The sequence below is a fragment of the Pseudomonas sp. TE21435 genome, from assembly GCF_056279265.1.
Genome location: NZ_JBWBQZ010000001.1, coordinates 462912 through 480916 on the forward strand (window position 1 = coordinate 462912; position 18005 = coordinate 480916).

At 65.7% G+C, this 18005-nt stretch carries 7 protein-coding genes and 1 pseudogene; 1 reads left to right on the forward strand and 7 read right to left on the reverse strand.

What is annotated here, in order from left to right:
• Positions 1-337: 337 nt before the first annotated feature.
• The 7 genes and pseudogenes from ACZ9C1_RS02110 to ACZ9C1_RS02140 form a co-directional block, all read right to left on the reverse strand.
• A pseudogene (locus ACZ9C1_RS02110) lies at positions 338-430 on the reverse strand (isocitrate lyase/PEP mutase family protein); the annotation flags it as partial.
• Positions 431-596: 166 nt separating this feature from the next.
• On the reverse strand, positions 597-977 hold the full coding sequence (locus ACZ9C1_RS02115) for a hypothetical protein (protein WP_457377881.1): 381 nt from the start codon (positions 975-977) through the stop codon (positions 597-599).
• A gap of 180 nt (positions 978-1157) precedes the next feature.
• Positions 1158-1766 (reverse strand): hypothetical protein, encoded by a 609-nt coding sequence (locus tag ACZ9C1_RS02120; RefSeq protein WP_102683350.1) that lies wholly within the window; start codon positions 1764-1766, stop codon positions 1158-1160.
• Between the two features lie 78 nt (positions 1767-1844).
• Positions 1845-3173, reverse strand: coding sequence for a TolC family outer membrane protein (locus ACZ9C1_RS02125; protein ID WP_277503395.1), 1329 nt, complete (start codon positions 3171-3173; stop codon positions 1845-1847).
• Position 3174: 1 nt separating this feature from the next.
• Complete coding sequence (locus tag ACZ9C1_RS02130; protein ID WP_476253489.1) at positions 3175-4512, reverse strand: HlyD family type I secretion periplasmic adaptor subunit; 1338 nt, start codon at positions 4510-4512, stop codon at positions 3175-3177.
• A 6-nt stretch (positions 4513-4518) separates the two neighbouring features.
• Positions 4519-6255 (reverse strand): type I secretion system permease/ATPase, encoded by a 1737-nt coding sequence (locus ACZ9C1_RS02135; RefSeq protein WP_258598518.1) that lies wholly within the window; start codon positions 6253-6255, stop codon positions 4519-4521.
• Between the two features lie 152 nt (positions 6256-6407).
• Complete coding sequence (locus tag ACZ9C1_RS02140; protein WP_457377878.1) at positions 6408-6638, reverse strand: hypothetical protein; 231 nt, start codon at positions 6636-6638, stop codon at positions 6408-6410.
• A 269-nt stretch (positions 6639-6907) separates the two neighbouring features.
• Between ACZ9C1_RS02140 and ACZ9C1_RS02145 the strand changes: the two genes are divergently transcribed.
• A complete protein-coding gene (locus ACZ9C1_RS02145; protein WP_476253490.1) occupies positions 6908-17734 on the forward strand; it encodes a peroxidase family protein in 10827 nt (3608 codons plus the stop codon).
• The last annotated feature ends 271 nt before the right edge of the window (positions 17735-18005 follow it).

Sequence of the window (18005 nt, forward strand, 5' to 3'; positions counted from 1 at the left end):
CGATGCTAGGGCGATTCCGGCTATTCGTCCAGGGGACCGAAGGTGAACAGCCCACGGTAGTGGAGCGCTTGCTCTTCCGTTTAGAACATCCGCCACCGTCCAGGTAGAGCAAGGCCTTGACCAGCTCACACGAACCCATGAGGGTCAGGTGCTTTTCAGCATTTACAGGCTTTCCCTACCGTTGGGGAGGTGCCATCAGTGCGTTGAGTTCTGCATTGCTGTGGGCCTTCAACCCGCTGGTCTCGAGCTGCCCGCTCTGCAGGAAGCGCTGGATCAGGCCGCGCATGGCACCGTGGAGGAAACCGTGGATATCGAAGGCGGCTACTCGAACGCTCCCGACCAGGCGTGCACCGCCGGCGTCCGCCACATTGGCCAGCATCAACAGCTCTTGCTGGTGAAGGTCATGAAAAATGCGATCCATTGCAGGCATGAGTGCATGACTCCCTTGAATATCCTGAAGAGGGTTTGCTGCGCGCCATAGATTGCCACCAACCGGTCGGGCCTGCAGGATTTTTCAAGATGTTCTAGCGAAGCGTCGCGATGGCCTCCAGCCCCAGTGGAGCTTTAGCGCGGGGCTGAATACACAGGGCTGCTGCTCAACGGCGATAGTAGCGGCGGTCGTCGTCATAGCGATGGTGCTGGGCGCGATCATGGTGGCGGTCCCAGTAGCGTTGCCGCTCCATTGCCCGGCGGTGCTGCTCCCGGCGCCATTGTTCGCGGCGCCACTGCTCCCGGCGCCAGTCGTCACGGTGATCATGCCAGCGCTCGTCGTGGCGGTAGCGGTCGTCATGGGCTAGTAGCGGTGCCGTTGGTGCGGTTGCCAGGCTTGGCCAGGGGTTTTCCGGCGAGTGGTGGCTCGCCGTGTCGAGGACCTGGGCGGGAGGTGTCGACGTCTTCATCGGTGCGGCGGATGCCGAGCCGGCTGCCGCGAGCGCGAACAGGCCAGCGAGCAGCATGCATGGGGCAGGGATTTTCATCAGTGAAGACAACCTCTGTGGGCAATTGAGCGTGTGGCCAGCGATTGCCAGGACAACTGCGTGGCGCACTCACTCAATAGACCGGCAAAACGGAAAAAGTTCTGCCGGGTCCATGCCGGAATCATCAACGACTTCAGTGCGTTGCGGCTGGCGCGAGCCGGGCCACCTGACCGCCCTTGATCACTTCACCTGGCCGTTGTACACCACGGTCGCGGCGCCGTCCTTCTTGATGGTCAGCTTGTTGCCCTCGGCCATGCTTTCGACCATTTCCGAACAACCGTCCACCTCGGTCTTGCCGTCCACGTACTCGCCGCTGGTGTCGAAGCTGAAGACATAGGTGGACGCTGGGCAGGCATTGCCGCCTTCCCCCGTGGACACCACCAGCACATAGCGGCTCGGGCCGAAGGCATAGGCCTTCTCTATGGCGACGTAGCCGGTGCCTTCGGCGTCGGCGACGATGGACTCCATGACGTTCATCACCCCTGCCCGGGACTGGTAGTTGAGCGCGGTGCCCAGCTCCATGCTCTGGACGGTGAACGGACCGGCGCCTTCGTCGCTGATCGGCAGCGGCTCATAGGCGATGCTCGGCGCCAGCGGCGCGGTGACGGCGGGCTTGGCCAGTAGCGCGGCCTGAGGCTGCGGGTTGACGCACTGGCCACTGTCACAGATACGCTCACCCTTGCAGTCGATGTCCTTGGCGCACTGGCCGGACACTGCGGTGGTCTGGTCGGCCTTGTCGCAGCCGGCGATGGCCAAGGTGAGGAGGGTGAGGGCAAGCAGTCGCTTCATCAGCGAAGTCCTTTTCAGGGATGAGGGCCGCGTAGTATCGCCAATCCGAGGGCGGATGTCGTGGGGTTGTAGCTCAACCTAGTTGTTCACCAACAGCTCTGGCCCCAGGTACCGGTTGATCTGGTCGATGTCGTCGTCCCCCAGGCTGCCCACCGCCGAGGCCAGGCGCAGGCGCGACATCAGGTAGCGAAGCTTGGCCTCGAACAGGTCATGGCGTGCCACGAACAGCAACTCCTCGGCGTTGAGCACATCGGCATTGGTGCTGGTGCCGCCGGCACTGAAACCCTTGCGTGCCGACAGCAGCGAGCGTTCGTTTGAGGCCACGGCCTTTTCCAGCGCGTGCACGCGCAGGGCGCCGCTCTGTACGCCGCGGAACTCGCGGGTGGTGCCGGTGATGACCTCCTGGCGCGTGGCGTCCAGTTCGTCCAAGGCCTTGGCGCTGTTGGCACTGGCCTGGCGGCTCAGTGCGCTGACACCGCCACCGCTGTACAGCGGGATGTTCAATTCCAGGCCGATCGAGCTGTAGTGGTTACGCTGGTTGAGCTCGGAAATCGACTGGCTCTTGCCGGCGGTGTAGCCGGTAACGAAGTCCAGGGTCGGCCAGTGGCCAGCCTTGGCGTGCTTGACCTCTTCCTCAGCCAGCGCGTAGCTGTGCTGGCGCGCATGGATCAAGGGGCTGTCGGCCTGGGCCCGGGTCAGCCAGTCGCGCAGGTTGTCCGGCAGCAGCGGCGGGGTGGCGAAGTCCGCTTGCAGGGTGGTCAGCGATGCGGGCGTTTCGCCGATGTATTCGGCCAGTTTGCGGCTGGCATTGGCCAGGTTGTCCTGGGCCTCGATCAGTTCGGCTTCGGCGAGGTCGCGCCGGGCCAGGGACTCGTCGATGTCGGTGATGGTGCCGGCACCCAGCTGCATGCGTCGCCTGGCCGAGCTGAGCTGCTCCTCGAAGGCGCCGAGCTTGGCCCGGGCCAGGGTTATTGTCTCGCTGGCCAGGAGCACGTCGAAGTAGCTGTCTGCCAGGCGCACGGCGGCGTCCTGGCTCTTGGCGTCGAACACCGCCACGCTGTAGTCGGCGCGTTGCTGGCCCTGGCGGTATTCGGCCATCTTCTGCTTGTTGAACAGCGGCTGGCGCAGGCGCAGGTTGGCACCGGTGGCGTCGTAGTCCAGGTCATTGTCGATGCCGTGCTGACGCTGGCTGCCGTCGATGCGGTTGGCGTAGGCCGAGGCATTGACCTGCGGCAGCAGGCCGGCCTGGCCGAGGGCGCGGTTTTCCAGGCCGGCCTGCTGTTCATGCACCGCGGCGCGGTAGATCGGACCCTGGTACTGCAGCAGGTCCCAAGCTTGCCTGAGGTCCATGGCGGCGGCCGGCAACGCCAGCGCCAGCAGGCACAGGCCAAGGCAGTGGCGATTCATCTCATTGCTCCTTGAACGCAGCGTCGACGCGTTCAAGCAGGGGCTTGAGCAGGTAGCTGAGCAGGTTGCGCTCGCCGGTCTTGATGGTGACGGTGGCCGGCATGCCCGGGCGGATATGGTTGCTACCGAGCAGGTCCATGCCGTCGGCCGTGACCTCCACCTGGGCCAGGTAGAACGGCTGCTTGCTCTCCTCGTCGAGCAGGCGGTCGGCGGAGACGGTCAGCACGCGCCCGGGGATGTTCGGCGTGCTGGCATGGTTGAAAGCGGGGAAGGCGATGTCCACGGCCAGCCCCGGCGTCATCTTGTCGATAGCCTGCACCGGGATCATCGCGTCGACCTGCAGCGGCTCGTCGAGCGGGACCACCTCCATGATCCGCGCGCCGGGCTGCACCACCCCGCCAACGGTGGCGATGCCCAGGGCCTGGACCATACCGTCGATGGGCGCGCGGATGACTGTGTGAGTCACCTCGTCGTCCAGGGCGCGCAGGCGGTCGGCCAGGGTGGTGCTCTCCTTGGCGGTGTCGGTCAACTGCGACTGCACTTCCTTGAGGTAGTCGTGGCGACGTTGCAGCACGCGCAACTTGAGCTCGGTGACCTGGCTGCGCACACGGGCAATGTTGTTGAGGTTCTCCGCTTGCCCGGCGGAGAGCTCTGCGTTGCTGCGCTCGAGCTCGAGCAGGCGGTTGCGCGGCACGTAACCTTCGGCCGCGAGCATGCGAGTGCCTTGCAGCTCCTGGCCGAGGAAGCCGATCTGCGAGGCGCGTGCGTCGTACACCTGCTGCAGGCCCTTGAGCTGCGCCGCCGAGGCGGCGAGGTTCTCTTCGAGGATGCTGATCTCTCCGGCGAGCCCCGCGCGGCGCGTATCGAGCAGGTGCTGTTGCAGGTCCATGGCTGAAAGCAGGCGCGGGTCACCTGCGTATTGCCTGAGCAGTTCGGGGGCGAAGATGACCGTGTCGCGCCCGTCCCGCTCGGCCTCCAGGCGGTTTTCCACGGTCTTGCTGACGATGTACTGGGCGCTGACCGCGCCTTGTTCGGCCTGCGCATGCAGGGCATCCAGACGTACCAGCGGCTGGCCTTTGCCGACCCGCTCGCCTTCGTGCACGAGAATCGCCTCCACGGTGCCGCCGCTCAGGTGCTGCACGGCCTTGCGGTTGCTGGTGACCTTGACCGTGCCGGTGGCGACCACGCCGGCGTCCAGCGGCGCCAGCCAGGCCCACAGGAGAAAGCCGCCGAAGCCGGCGAGCACCAGCCACAGGCCCCAGCGCACGGGTTTGCCAACGTCCAGGTCGAGCAGCTCGGTGTTGGCGGCAAGCAGTTCGGTATGCGCGGTGGTGGACATGATCGGTCACTCCCTTGCCTTGACGGCGGCCAGTGGGGTCGCGGTGCCAGCGGGGATGACGCTGGCCGTGCGCAGGGCGGCGAACACTTCGTCGCGGCTGCCGAACATCTGCACGCCGCCATCGCGCAGCATCAGTACCTTGTCGACGGCGCAGAGCACGTTGGGGCGGTGCGAGATCAGCACCACGGTGGCGCCGCGGCCCTTGAGCTCGGCCAGGGCGTCGACCAGGGCTTTTTCGCCGACGTCGTCGAGGTTGGCGTTCGGTTCATCCAGCACGATCAGGTTGGGTTCGCCGTACAAGGCACGGGCCAGGGCGATGCGCTGCTTCTGGCCACCGGACAGCGGGCTGCCGTCGCTGTCCAGGCGGGTGTCGTAGCCCTGCGCAAAGCGCAGGATCATGTCGTGCACGCCGGCGCTCCTGGCGGCGCGGATGACCGCGTCGCTGTCCACCTCGCCAAAGCGGGCGATGTTGTCGGCGATGCTGCCTTCGAACAGCTCCACGTCCTGGGGCAGGTAGCCGAGCCAGGGGCCCAGTTCGCGTTTGTTCCAGGTGAAGATGTCGGCGCCGTCCAGGCGCACCTTGCCGGCCTGGGCTGGCCATACCCCGACCAGCAGCCGGGCCAGGGTCGACTTGCCGGACGCCGAGGGGCCGATGACGCCGAGGCTTTCGCCCGGCAACAGGCTCAGGCTGACCCCGCGCAGGATGGTGTTGCTGGTACCGGGCGCCCCGGCGTAGACGTTCTCCACGGCAAGCATGCCCACGGGCCGTTGCAGCGACATGCTCGGCGGGCGCTGCGGGTAGTCTTGCAGCAGGCCGTTGAGGCGGCTCCAGGCCAGACGGCAACCGAGCAGCGGTTTCCACGCGGCGATCACCTGTTCCACCGGGCCCAGCGCACGGCCGGTGAGGATCGAGCAGGCGATCATCATGCCGGGGGTGATCTTGCCTTCGATGGCCAGCAGGGCGCCGGTGCCGAGGATCAACGACTGCAAGGTGATGCGCACGAAGCGCCCGATGCTGCCGATGACGGCGGCGCGGTCGGAGGCCAGGGTCTGCATCTGCAGGATGCGCAGGTGGCTCTGGAACCAGCGCTGGCTGATCGACGGCAGCATGCCCATGGCCTCGATCACTTCGGCATTGCGCAGGTTGTTGTTGGCGTAGTGGGCGCAGGCGAGGGCGGCGTGGTTGGCCTCGGACAGCGGTTGCTTGGTAGCTTTCTCGGTGAGCCAGGCCAGGGCCGCGAGGATCAGCGAGCCGACCAGCGTGACCAGCCCCAGCAATGGGTGGATCAGGTAGGCGACCAGCAGGTAGATCGGTGTCCAGGGCGCGTCGAAGAAGGCGAACAGGCCATTGCCGGTGAGGAACTGGCGCACCTGTGCCAGGTCCTGCAGGGCCTGGCCGGGGCTGCCGCCGGCACGGCTGAGGTTGCGCTCGAAGGCGGCACTGAACAGGCGCCGGTTCAGCGCCATGTCCAGGCGATTGCCAACCCGCACCAGTACTCGGCTGCGCAGCAGCTCCAGAGCGGTCATCAGCAGGAACAGGCCCGTCACCAGCACCGTCAGCATGCCCAGGGTGGTGAGGTTGCGGCTGACCAACGCGCGGTCGTACACCTGCAGCATGTACACCGCAGGTGTCAACATCATGACGTTTATCACCCCACTGAACACCGCCAGGGCATAGAAGCTGCGTCGCAAATGAAACACTGCCTCGGCCAGCTCTGAGCGGGTACCTGGATGCCTGGTCATCGGGGGGAGCCTCCCTCTGCGCAAAAGCCGTCCGCCGTTGCGGCGGTCGGGCTAGAAGCCTTGTGGTTGCTGGTTTGCAGAAAGGTTGGTCGCTCTTTTGGCGCGTTTTCCGAATACAGTGCAAGCAGCCCACAAGCAGCAGAGTAGGCGCCTCAGAAACATCTTGTAATATCTTTTTGCTCTATGGATTCCTTCAAGTTCCTATTAAAAACAGTGGGTTGATAACCATTATCGCTGGCAAGGTTTTTTTCTGACGAAATATTGACAAGATTTTGCAGCGCAACTTTAGTCTTAATCAGTTCGTGGGAACTTTCGCCGCAGGCCTGCTGTCGCCCCGACCCCTCCGCGAATCCTCCGTCGACATTCCTGTAGGAGCAGAACATGACTCGTTTCCTGTTCTTGTGCCGAGTGAATGGGCTCTACAGGACGTTCCCCTCCCACTCGCGAAACCATGGCCCACCCACCGCCCGGGAGCGCCGCGCCTGATCGTCGGCGAGCCCTGAACCCCGCGAATTCCAGGTTCGCATCCCGCGCGGCGGGCTGAGCCCGTGTTCGCCACTAGACAACCGAACCGCATAACCGTGCACGCCAATGACCGGGCGTGGCGAGCGCCTGCGCCTGCCCGCCGCCCGACAGATCGAGGTCAGCCAACATGGCCAATTTCAGCAAGTCCGACCTGCAATTCATCCTCCAGCAGATCTTCATCGCCGAGGCCCATGCCAACGGCGCCAACCTCATCGACCTGCTGCCCAACAGCCAGGTGCCGTTTGGCCTGCGCACCGTCGATGGCAGCTACAACAACCTGGTGGCCGGGCAAAGCGAATTCGGCGCCGCCGACAACGCCTTCCTGCGCCTGATGGATGCCCAGTACCGGGCGGCCTATGCCGGCACCGGCATGGTGGTCGACAGCCAGCCACGCATCATCAGCAACCTGATCGTCGACCAGACGGCCAGCAACCCGGCCGCGGTCGAGGCCAACGGCGGTGCTGCGCCGGTGCTCAGCCCCGGCATCGACGGGGTGTTCGGCACCGCGGACGACAAAGCAGTGTTCTTCATCCCCAACCAGTCGCCGGACGCTGGCCTGACCGCCGGTTTCAACGCCTGGATGACCTTTTTTGGCCAGTTCTTCGACCATGGCCTGGACCTGGTCACCAAGAGCAGCAGCGAGATCGTGTTCATCCCGTTGCAACCTGATGATCCGCTATACGTGGCCAACAGTCCGACCAATTTCATGGTGCTGTCGCGTGCCGTGCGCACGGCTGGCGCCGATGGCGTGCTCGGCACCGCCGACGATGGCCAGCCCAACACTACCTCGCCCTTCGTCGACCAGAGCCAGACCTACAGTTCGCACCCCTCGCACCAAGTGTTCCTGCGCGAGTACGCCCTCGACGCGAGCGGCCATCCGGTGGCGACCGGGCGTCTGATTACCAATCGCGACCTGGGCGCCGATGGCAAGTTCGGCACCAGCGACGACGGCAATGCCGAGAATGGCGGCATGGCTACCTGGGCCGTGGTCAAGGCCCAGGCCCGCGACATTCTCGGCATCAACCTGACCGACGCCGACGTGCATCGGGTGCCACTGCTGGCCACCGACGCCTATGGCAACTTCCTGCGCGGGCCCAACGGCATGCCGCAGGTGGTGATCCGCGTGGGCAATGGTGCCGACGGCATTGCCGGGACCGCCGACGACGTCACCCAGCTGGTCGAAGGCAACCGCGCCGCGCCCATCAGCCTGGCCAATGCCGTGAGCACGGGCCACGGCTTCCTCGACGACATCGCCCATAACGCCGAGCCGGTGCTGGTGGGCGGAGTGTTGCAGGCCGACGTCGATACTACCGTGGGCAATGCCCAGCCCATGGGCCCGGGTGGCAACAACTTGAGCTACGACAACGAACTGCTCGACGCCCACTACATCGCCGGTGACGGCCGGGTCAACGAGAACATCGGCCTGACCGCCGTGCACCACGTGTTCCACTCCGAGCACAACCGCCTGGTCCAGCAGACCAAGGACACTGTGCTTGCCTCCGGCGACCTGGCGTTTCTCAACGCGTGGCTGGCCATCGACGTGGTCGCACTGCCCGCCACGCCCGCCGAGGTGGCCGCGTTGGTGTGGAACGGCGAGCGCCTGTTCCAGGCCGCCAAGTTCGGTACCGAGATGCAGTACCAGCACCTGGTGTTCGAGGAGTTCGCCCGCACCCTCCAGCCGCAGATCGACGAGTTCCTCGCGCCCAACGGCTACGACACCTCGATCAACCCGGCGATCCTCGCCGAGTTCGCCCATGTGGTGTACCGCTTCGGCCACTCGATGCTGACCGAGACCGTCGACCGCTTCGATCCGGCGTTCAACCCGATTCTCAGCGACCCGGACAACCCGGACCAGCAACTGGGCCTGATCGCCGCCTTCCTCAACCCGCTGGCCTTCGCCGGCAGTGGTGCCACCGCTGATGAAGCGGCCGGGGCGATCATCCGCGGCGTGACCCGCCAGCTCGGCAACGAGATCGACGAGTTCGTCACCGAGGCACTGCGCAACAACCTGCTCGGCCTGCCCCTGGACCTACCGGCACTGAACCTGGCGCGTGGTCGTGATACCGGTATCCCCTCGCTCAACGAGGCGCGGCGCGAGTTCTACGCGATGACCGGCGACAGCCAGCTCAAGCCCTATATCAGCTGGGTCGACTTTGCCGACCACCTCAAGCACCCGGCGTCGCTGGTCAACTTCATCGCCGCCTATGGCACTCACGCCTCGATCACCTCGGCGACCACCCTGGTCGACAAGCGCGCCGCAGCGCTGGCCCTGGTGCTGGGCGGCAGCGCCGCGCCTTCCGACCGCCTGGACTTCCTCAACGGTACCGGTGCCTGGGCCAACGTCACCAAGGCCGGCAAGGACGGCGTGCTGGGCACCGCGGACGACCTGACCGGGGTGACGGTGACGGGGGTCGACGCCATCGACTTCTGGGTCGGCGGCCTGGCCGAGCAGAAGATGCCTTTCGGCGGCATGCTCGGCTCGTCCTTCAACTTCGTCTTCGAGACCCAGCTGGAGGCCCTGCAGAACGGCGACCGCTTCTACTACCTGGCGCGCACCGCCGGGCTGAACTTCGGCGCGGAGCTGGAAAACAACTCGTTCGCCAAGCTGATCATGGCCAACTCGGATGTCACCCACCTGTCCAACACCGTGTTCCTGACGCCGACCTTCACCCTCGAGGTCAACCAGGCCAACCAGTTCACCGGGCTGGGCGGCGACGGTCGCGCCGACCCTACCGGCGGCCTGCAGATCAACGGCGTGGAGATCGTGCCGCTGGTGATTCGGGACAACCCAGATACCGTGGGGCCGGATGGCAACTACCTGCACTACACCGGCGAAGACCATGTGGTGCTCGGCGGTACTTCGGGCGACGACATCATCATCTCCGGCGAAGGCGACGACACGCTGTATGGCGATGGCGGCAACGACTATCTCGAGGGCGGCGCCGGTAACGACGCCGTCCTCGGTGGTGCAGGCGACGACATCATCACCGATGCGTTCGGCGACAACCGCCTGGAGGGCAACGCCGGCAACGATGTAATCGTGGCGGGCAGCATGCTTGCTGCCGGCAACCTGATCCTTGGCGGCGATGGCCAGGACTTCATCATCACCACCGAAGACATCAGCACCACCTTCGGCGGCCAGGGCGACGACTTCATCCTTGGCGCCAAGACCAACCTGCCGCCCACCGGCAACGAGGGCGACGACTGGATCGAGAAGGGCACCCAGGACGGCGCACCGGGCGATAACTTTGCGCCGCTGCTCACCGATGAAGTGGTGGGCAACGATATCTTCGTCGGTGGCGGCGGATTCGACGAAATGATCGGTGAGGGCGGCGACGACATCTTCGTCGGCAGCGATGCCCAGGACAAGATGGACGGCATGTCCGGCTTCGACTGGGTCACCTACAAGAACGACCAGGTCGGCGTCACCGCCGACCTGAGCCTGGCCGCGTTGGCGCAGCCCCATGGCAACGCGCCGAACCAGAACGCCGGGGTGTTCAACCCGGTCGGCGCCTCGCCGGCGTCGATCCTCGACCGCTTCGCCGAGGTCGAGGGCCTGTCCGGTTCGCGCTTCGCCGACGTGCTCAAGGGCGATGACGTCGATGCGCTGACCATCCTCAACCATGGCGGCACGACGGGCAGTGCTCTGAGCAATGTTGCGCTGATCCGCGGGTTGGCGCAGTTCCTTGCCGACGCCGGGCTGCCGACTACCGGCTTCGCCACCGGCAACATCCTGCTGGGCGGCAATGGCAGCGACTTGATCGAAGGCCGTGGCGGTGACGACCTGATCGATGGTGACAAGTGGCTCAACGTGCGCATCGCGGTCTACGCCGCGGATGACGTCGACCACACAGGGGCCGAGATCGCCAGCTTCGACAGCATGGTCGAGATGATCCCGTTCATGCTCGATCGCACCTACAACCCGGGCCAGCTCAAGGCCATCCGCGAGATCCTGCCCGGCACCTCGACCGGCGGCGCCGCCTTCGACACCGCGGTCTTTTCCGGGGTGCAGGCCGAGTACGCGGTGACCCAGGACACCCGTGGTACCGCCGACCTGGCGGACGATGTGTGGACCGTCACCGACACCGTGGCCGGGCGTGACGGCACCGATACCCTGCTGCATATCGAGCGCCTGCAGTTCGCCGATGCCCAGCGCGTGCTGGTGCCGGGGCTGAACGCGCAGCCGACCGGCAGCCCGAGCCTCAGCGACGGCAACGGTGGTGCGATCACCGTCGGCGATATCCTCAGCGTGAGCATGGCCGGCGTGCGTGATGGCGACAATGTCACGGCGGGCAACCCGCTGGGCACCCTGGCCAATGCCTCGGTGTCCTACTACTGGCAGTTCGAGGCCGATCCCGGCAGCGGCGTGTTCCAGGACATCATCCTGCTGCCGGCCGGCGACCTGGCGTTCCAGAGCGCCGATGGCACCGCGTTCAAGGTGTCGCCGGACCTGGCGGGGCTGTCGCTGCGGGTCAAGGCGATCTACCAGGATGGCCATGGCACCACCGAGGTACTGTTCAGCGCGCCCACCAGCGTGGTCGAGGCCGGTGCCCCCGTGGTGCCGACTGCGCCGACGCCGGTGGTCGATGCCAGTGCGGGGGGCGATGGCCTGCACATGGTCCGCTCCGACCTCAACTTCATCCTGGCCCAGATCAAGATCGCCGAGGCGGACGCCGCCGGGCACGACATCCTCTCGTTGATCCCCAACATCCGCGCGCCCCTGGGCCTGCGTGCGGTCGACGGCTCGAACAACAACCTGATGAACCTCAATGGCCACGACCACACCGGCTACGGCGCCGCCGACCATGTCTTCCCGCGTCTGACCGACCCTGTGTTCAACGCTGCCGAGGGCGCGCCCGCCGGGTTCTTCGGTCCGGGTTCGCCGGCCATTCCCGGCTCGTCCTACCAGCAGACCAGCGGCTACGTGTTCGACTCGCAGCCACGCACCATCAGCAACCTGATCGTCGACCAGACCTCGAACAACCCGGCGGCATACGCCAGTGCCTACGACCCCGGCGCCAACGGCGTGCTGGACTTCGGCACCCCCGGCAATGACGATCAGCTCAAGGACGGTGTGCGGGTGGTCGCCAGCCCGGGCATGGACGGCCAGTTCGGCACCAGCGACGACCATGATGTCTTCCTGTTCGAGAACACCTCGGCGGATGCCGGGCTGTCGGCGCCGTTCAACGCCTGGATGACCTTCTTCGGCCAGTTCTTCGACCATGGCCTGGACCTGGTCACCAAGGGCGGTTCGGGGACCATCTTCATCCCCCTGCAGCCGGACGATCCGCTGTACGTGCCAGGCGGCGCCGCCAACTTCATGGTGCTGACCCGAGCCACCAACCTGCCAGGGCCGGACGGCATCCTCGGCACCGCCGATGACATCCATGAGCACAGCAACACCACCACGCCGTTCGTGGACCAGAACCAGACCTACAGCTCGCACCCCTCGCACCAAGTGTTCCTGCGTGGCTACCAGCTCACCGCCAGCGGTCCCATCGCCACTGGCCGGCTGATCACCAACCGCGACCTGGGTAGCGACGGCAAGTTCGGTACCGGCGACGACAGCGAGATCGGTGGCATGGCCACCTGGAAGGTGGTCAAGGCCCAGGCCAACGACATTCTCGGCCTCCGCCTGACCGACGCCGACGTCGACAATGTGCCGCTGCTGGCCACTGACGCCTATGGCAACTTCATCAAAGGGCCGCATGGCTATCCGATGGTGGTGATGAAGGGCGCCGACGGCCTGGGCGGCACTGCTGACGACGTGCTGGTCGAAGGCAACCCGCTGGCGCCGATCGACCTGACCAACGCGGTGCGCACCGGCCACCAGTTCCTTGCCGATATCGCCCACAATGCCGTGCCAGTGTTCACCGGTGGAGTGCTGGCTCCCGACGCCGACGCTGCCATCGGCAATGCCGTGCCGGTCAACCCGCACACCGGCGCCAACCTGGCCTACGACAACGAACTGCTGGACGCCCACTACATCGCCGGCGATGGCCGGGTCAACGAGAACATCGGTCTGACGGCGGTGCATGCGATCTTCCACGCCGAGCACAACCGGCTGGTAGCGCAGACCCAGGACACCGTGCTCGACTCGGGCGACCTGGCCTTCCTCAACGAATGGCTGCTCGCGCCGGTCAGCGCCTTGCCTGTCAGCCAGGCAGAGGTCGATGCGCTGGTGTGGAACGGCGAGCGGTTGTTCCAGGCGGCCAAGTTCGGCACCGAGATGCAGTACCAGCACCTGGTGTTCGAGGAGTTTGCCCGTACCATCCAGCCGCGCGTGGACTTGTTCTTCGCCCCGACCCAGGTCTACGACGTCGACCTCGATGCCTCGATCGTCGCCGAGTTCGCGCACACCGTGTACCGCTTCGGTCACTCGATGCTGACCGAAACCGTCGACCGTTTCGACATCGACTTCAAAGTGATCGGTGACCCGGCCAGCGCCAACCCCGAGCAGCAGCTCGGCCTGATCGCGGCATTCCTCAACCCGTTGGCGTATGCCGCCAGCGGCGTGACGCCGGAGGAGGCGACCAGCGCCATCGTGCGTGGGGTGACCCGCCAGGCCGGCAACGAGATCGACGAGTTCGTCACCGAGGCGCTGCGCAACAACCTGCTCGGGCTGCCACTGGACCTGCCGGCGATCAACATCGCCCGTGGCCGCGATGTCGGCATCCCCTCGCTCAATGCCGTGCGCCGCGACATCTTCGGGCAGACCGGAGACACCCAGCTCAAGCCCTATACCAGCTGGGTCGACCTGGTGCAGCACTTGAAGCATCCGGAGTCGCTGATCAACTTCATTGCAGCCTATGGCACCCACGGCAGCATCACCTCGGCCACCACCTTGGACGACAAGCGTGCCGCGGCGCTGGCCCTGGTATTCGGCGGCGCTGGCGCGCCGAGCGACCGCCTGGACTTCCTCAACGGCAGCGGCACCTGGGCCAACGTGACCCTGGCCGGCAAGGATGCGGTGATGGGCACTGCCGATGACCTCAAGGGTGTGACGGTGACCGGCGTCGATGCCATCGACCTGTGGATCGGCGGTCTGGCCGAGGCCAAGACGCCGTTCGGCGGCATGCTCGGCAGCACCTTCAATTTCGTGTTCGAGAACCAGCTGGAGAAACTCCAGGACGGCGACCGTTTCTACTACCTGGAGCGCACCGCCGGCCTGTCGATGAACGCGGAGCTTGAGAGCAACTCGTTCGCCAAGCTGATCATGGCCAACACCTCGGCCACCCACTTGCCGGGGCTGGTGTTCTCCGATCCCGGTTTCTACCTGGAACTGGATCGCGGCAAGCAGTACAACGATGGCCTGGGCAACGCCGACCCGCTGGGTGAAAACGGCCAGCAAGTGGTGTTCCGCGACAGCCCGCTGACCGATGGCTCCGACAGCAACTACATCCGCTATGCCGGTGACCAGCACATCGTGCTGGGCGGCACCCAGGGCGATGACATCCTCGTTTCCAGCGAAGGTGATGACACGGTCTGGGGTGATGGCGGCAACGACCGTATCGAAGGGGGCTACGGCAACGACCAGCTGCGCGGTGGCGCCGGCGACGACATCATCAGCGACATGGGCGGCGACGACAACATCCAGGGCGGAGACGGCAACGATGTGCTGCATGGTGGCAATGGCGTCAACCTGATCATCGGCGGCTTCGGCAACGACTTCATCGTCACCGGCGAGGATGCCTCCGAAGCCATCGGCGGCCAGGGCAACGACTTTATCCTCGGCAGCAAGGCCAACGAGCAGGACATGGGCAACGAAGGCGACGACTGGATCGAGAAGGGCACCTCGGACGGCGCGCCCGGCGACAACTTCGACCCGCTCGGCAACGATCCGGTGATCGGCAACGACGTGTTCGTCGGCGGCAACGAGAACGACAAGTTCAACGGCGAGGGCGGCGACGACATCATGGTCGGCAGCCTCGGCTTTGGCGATCGCTATATCGGCGGCTCGGGCTATGACTGGGCAACCTTCAAGGGCCTGGCCCAGGGCGTGAGCATCGACTACAGCGACCGCTTCTTCGATGTGCCGCCGGTTCCGGGCTCGGGGGCTTCGGCGCTGGTGCGCTTCGACATCATGGAAGGCCTGTCGGGCTCGGCGCATGGCGACTTCCTGCGCGGCGACAACGAGGACTCCACCTCGCTGCCGACTGCCGGGGCCACCGGTAGCGTGCTCACCAACATCAGCCTGATCAACGGCCTTGCCGGGCTGCTGCCCGCCGGCGCGACCTTCTACGATGGCGGCAACATCATCCTCGGCGGCAGTGGCAGCGACCTGATCGAAGGACGTGGCGGCGACGACATCCTCGATGGCGACAAGTGGTTGAACGTGCGCATCAGCGTGCGTGCCAACAACGACGGCAGCGGGGCGGAAATCGCTTCGTTCGACAGCATGGAACCGATGGTGCCGCTGATGCTCAAGGGCACCTACAACCCCGGCCAGCTGGTGATCGTGCGGGAGATCCTCAGCGGTACCGACAACTATGACACCGCGCTGTTCTCCGGTATTGCCACCGACTACCGCATCGTCGTCGAGGGCAACACGGTGATCGTCACTGACACGGTGGTCGGACGCGACGGCGTCGATCGCCTGACCGGCATCGAGCGCCTGCAGTTTGCCGACGGGGCCCAGGCCTCGGGCGTGGGTAGCGCCGTCAACAACGGCCCGACCGGTCACCTGGCGATTGTCGACGATGCCAGCGGTCTGCGCGACGACACGCCCGTGGCCGGGCAGTTGCTGCGGGTCAGCAACCTGGCGGTGCACGATGCCGACAACCAGGGCGCGGCCAACCCGAGCGGTGCGCTGAACGGGCCGGTTACTTATTACTGGCAGGTCGAGACCATCCCCGGCACGGGCGTCTATGAGGACATCACCTTCGTTGCCGCCGGCGAAGCCTCGCGGGCGACTGGCAGCACCTATCGAGTGGCGGACGATGTCGCCGGCCTCAACATCCGTGTGCGGGCGGTGTACCAGGACGCCAAGGGCACCTTGGAAATCGTCGACTCCTCGACCAACAGCGCGCCCAGCAGCGGGCCCGCCGTGGCCGGGCTGCTGGTGCAGAACCAGGTGCTGAGCGCCAACCCGGCGACCATCGTCGACGCCGACGGCATCGGCAGCGCGCCGTTCACCTTCCAGTGGCAGACGAACAACGGTGGGGGCTGGGTCGATATTGCCGGTGCCACCGCCAGCACCTTCACCCTTGGCCAGACCCAGGTCGGCCAGCATGTGCGGGTGCAGGTGGGCTACGTGGACACCTTTGGCGTGGCCGAGCGCGCCGCCAGCGACATTCTCGGCCCGGTGGCCAACGTCAACGACGCGCCGACCGGCACGGTGCTGATCAGCGACACCACGCCGGACCAGGGGCAACTGCTGACTGCGTCGACCGCCGGCATCGCCGACCTCGACGGGCTGGGGGCCTTCAGCTTCCAGTGGCAGCAGGGCGTGGGTGGCAACTTTGTTGACATCGCCGGCGCCACCGCAGCGAGCTACACCCCGGGCTTCGCTCAGGGCAACCAGCAATTGCGGGTGATCGTGCGCTACACCGACGGCTTTGGCGCGCAGGAGACGGTGACCTCCGCGGCGACCACCGCGGTGCGCCTGCTGAGCGGCGTCACGCTGGTGGGCACCAACGCGGCGAACACCCTCACCGGCGGCGCCGGCAACGATGTGCTGCGCGGCCTGGGCGGCAACGACACGCTCAATGGCCTGGGCGCTGTCGACCAGCTGTTCGGCGGGGCGGGCAACGACATCCTCAACGGCGGCGATGATGGTGACTTCCTGTTCGGCGAGGACGGCAACGACACCCTCAACGGTGGCCTTGGCGCGGACGCCATGGACGGCGGCCTCGGCAACGACACCTTCGTGGTCGACAATGCCGGCGACAGTGTCATCGAGGTGGCCGGTGGCGGCACCGACCTGGTGCAGACCAGCCTGCTCAGCTACCAGCTAGGCGCCGATGTCGAAAACCTCACCTACACCGGTAGCGGCAACTTTACCGGCACCGGCAACGCACTGGCCAACACCCTCACCGGTGCTGCCGGCAACGACCGGCTCGATGGCGGGGCAGGTGGTGACCGAATGGTGGGCGGTGCCGGCAACGACACCTACATTGTCGACTCAGCCTCGGATGTGGTGGTCGAGGCGGGCGGTGGTGGCATCGACACCGTGCTGACCGCGCTGGCCAGCTACAGCCTGGGTGCCAACGTCGAGAACCTGACCTACACCGGCGTCGGCAATTTCGTCGGCACCGGCAACGGGCTGAACAACGTCATCACCGGCGGTGGCGGCAACGACACGCTCACCGGCGACGGCGGCAACGACACCCTTATCGGCAACGCGGGCAACGACACGCTCAATGGCGATGCCGGCAACGACCAGTTGATCGGTGGTCTTGGCGCGGACAGCCTCAACGGTGGTGGTGGCGATGACAGCCTCGACGGCGGTGACGGCAACGACACGCTCAATGGCGGCGTTGGCAACGATACGCTGCAGGCCGGGGCCGGCAACGACAACCTCGATGGTGGCGTCGGCATCGATGTGCTGGCCGGTGGCGATGGCGACGACACGGTGCTGGGCGGGGGCGGCAACGATGTGGTGCAGGGTGGCAACGGCAATGACTTCGTCGATGGCGGTGCCGGTGACGACATCGTCAGTGGCGGGGCTGGCAACGACACGCTGGTCGCCAACGACGGCAACGATATCTTCCAGTTCGCGGCGGGCTTCGGCGCCGATCAGGTGTTCGGTTTCGACGCCGCCCCGGCAGGCGGCCAGGACCGGCTGGATATCACGGCACTGAGCATTACCGCGGCGACCTTTGCCGTCAGTGTCAGCATTGCCGATGTGGGTGCCGATACGCTGGTGAGTTTCGGTGGGCCTGACTCCATCCGCCTGGTTGGGGTGGGGGACGCGACCAGCGTGACGGCGGCGGACTTTATCCTGACGTCCTGAAGATGGTGTGTCACATCACAGGCATGCCTGCTCCTGCAAGACCAGGCATGCCGTGACAGCAGGCGCGTTTCAGGGTTTGTACGAAAAGTGCCCGAGCGGCTTTGCGTACAAACCCTGGAACAGACCTGCAACGCTCATCTTCGACACCTGCCGATGCCCTGCCGACTTTTATCTTTTTTTGACTTTTTTCAATGCTGAATCAATGTGTTGAGCACTTTAAAACAAGTCGAAACACTTTCCGCTCTGGTAATTTCCTACGCAAAAGGTAGTT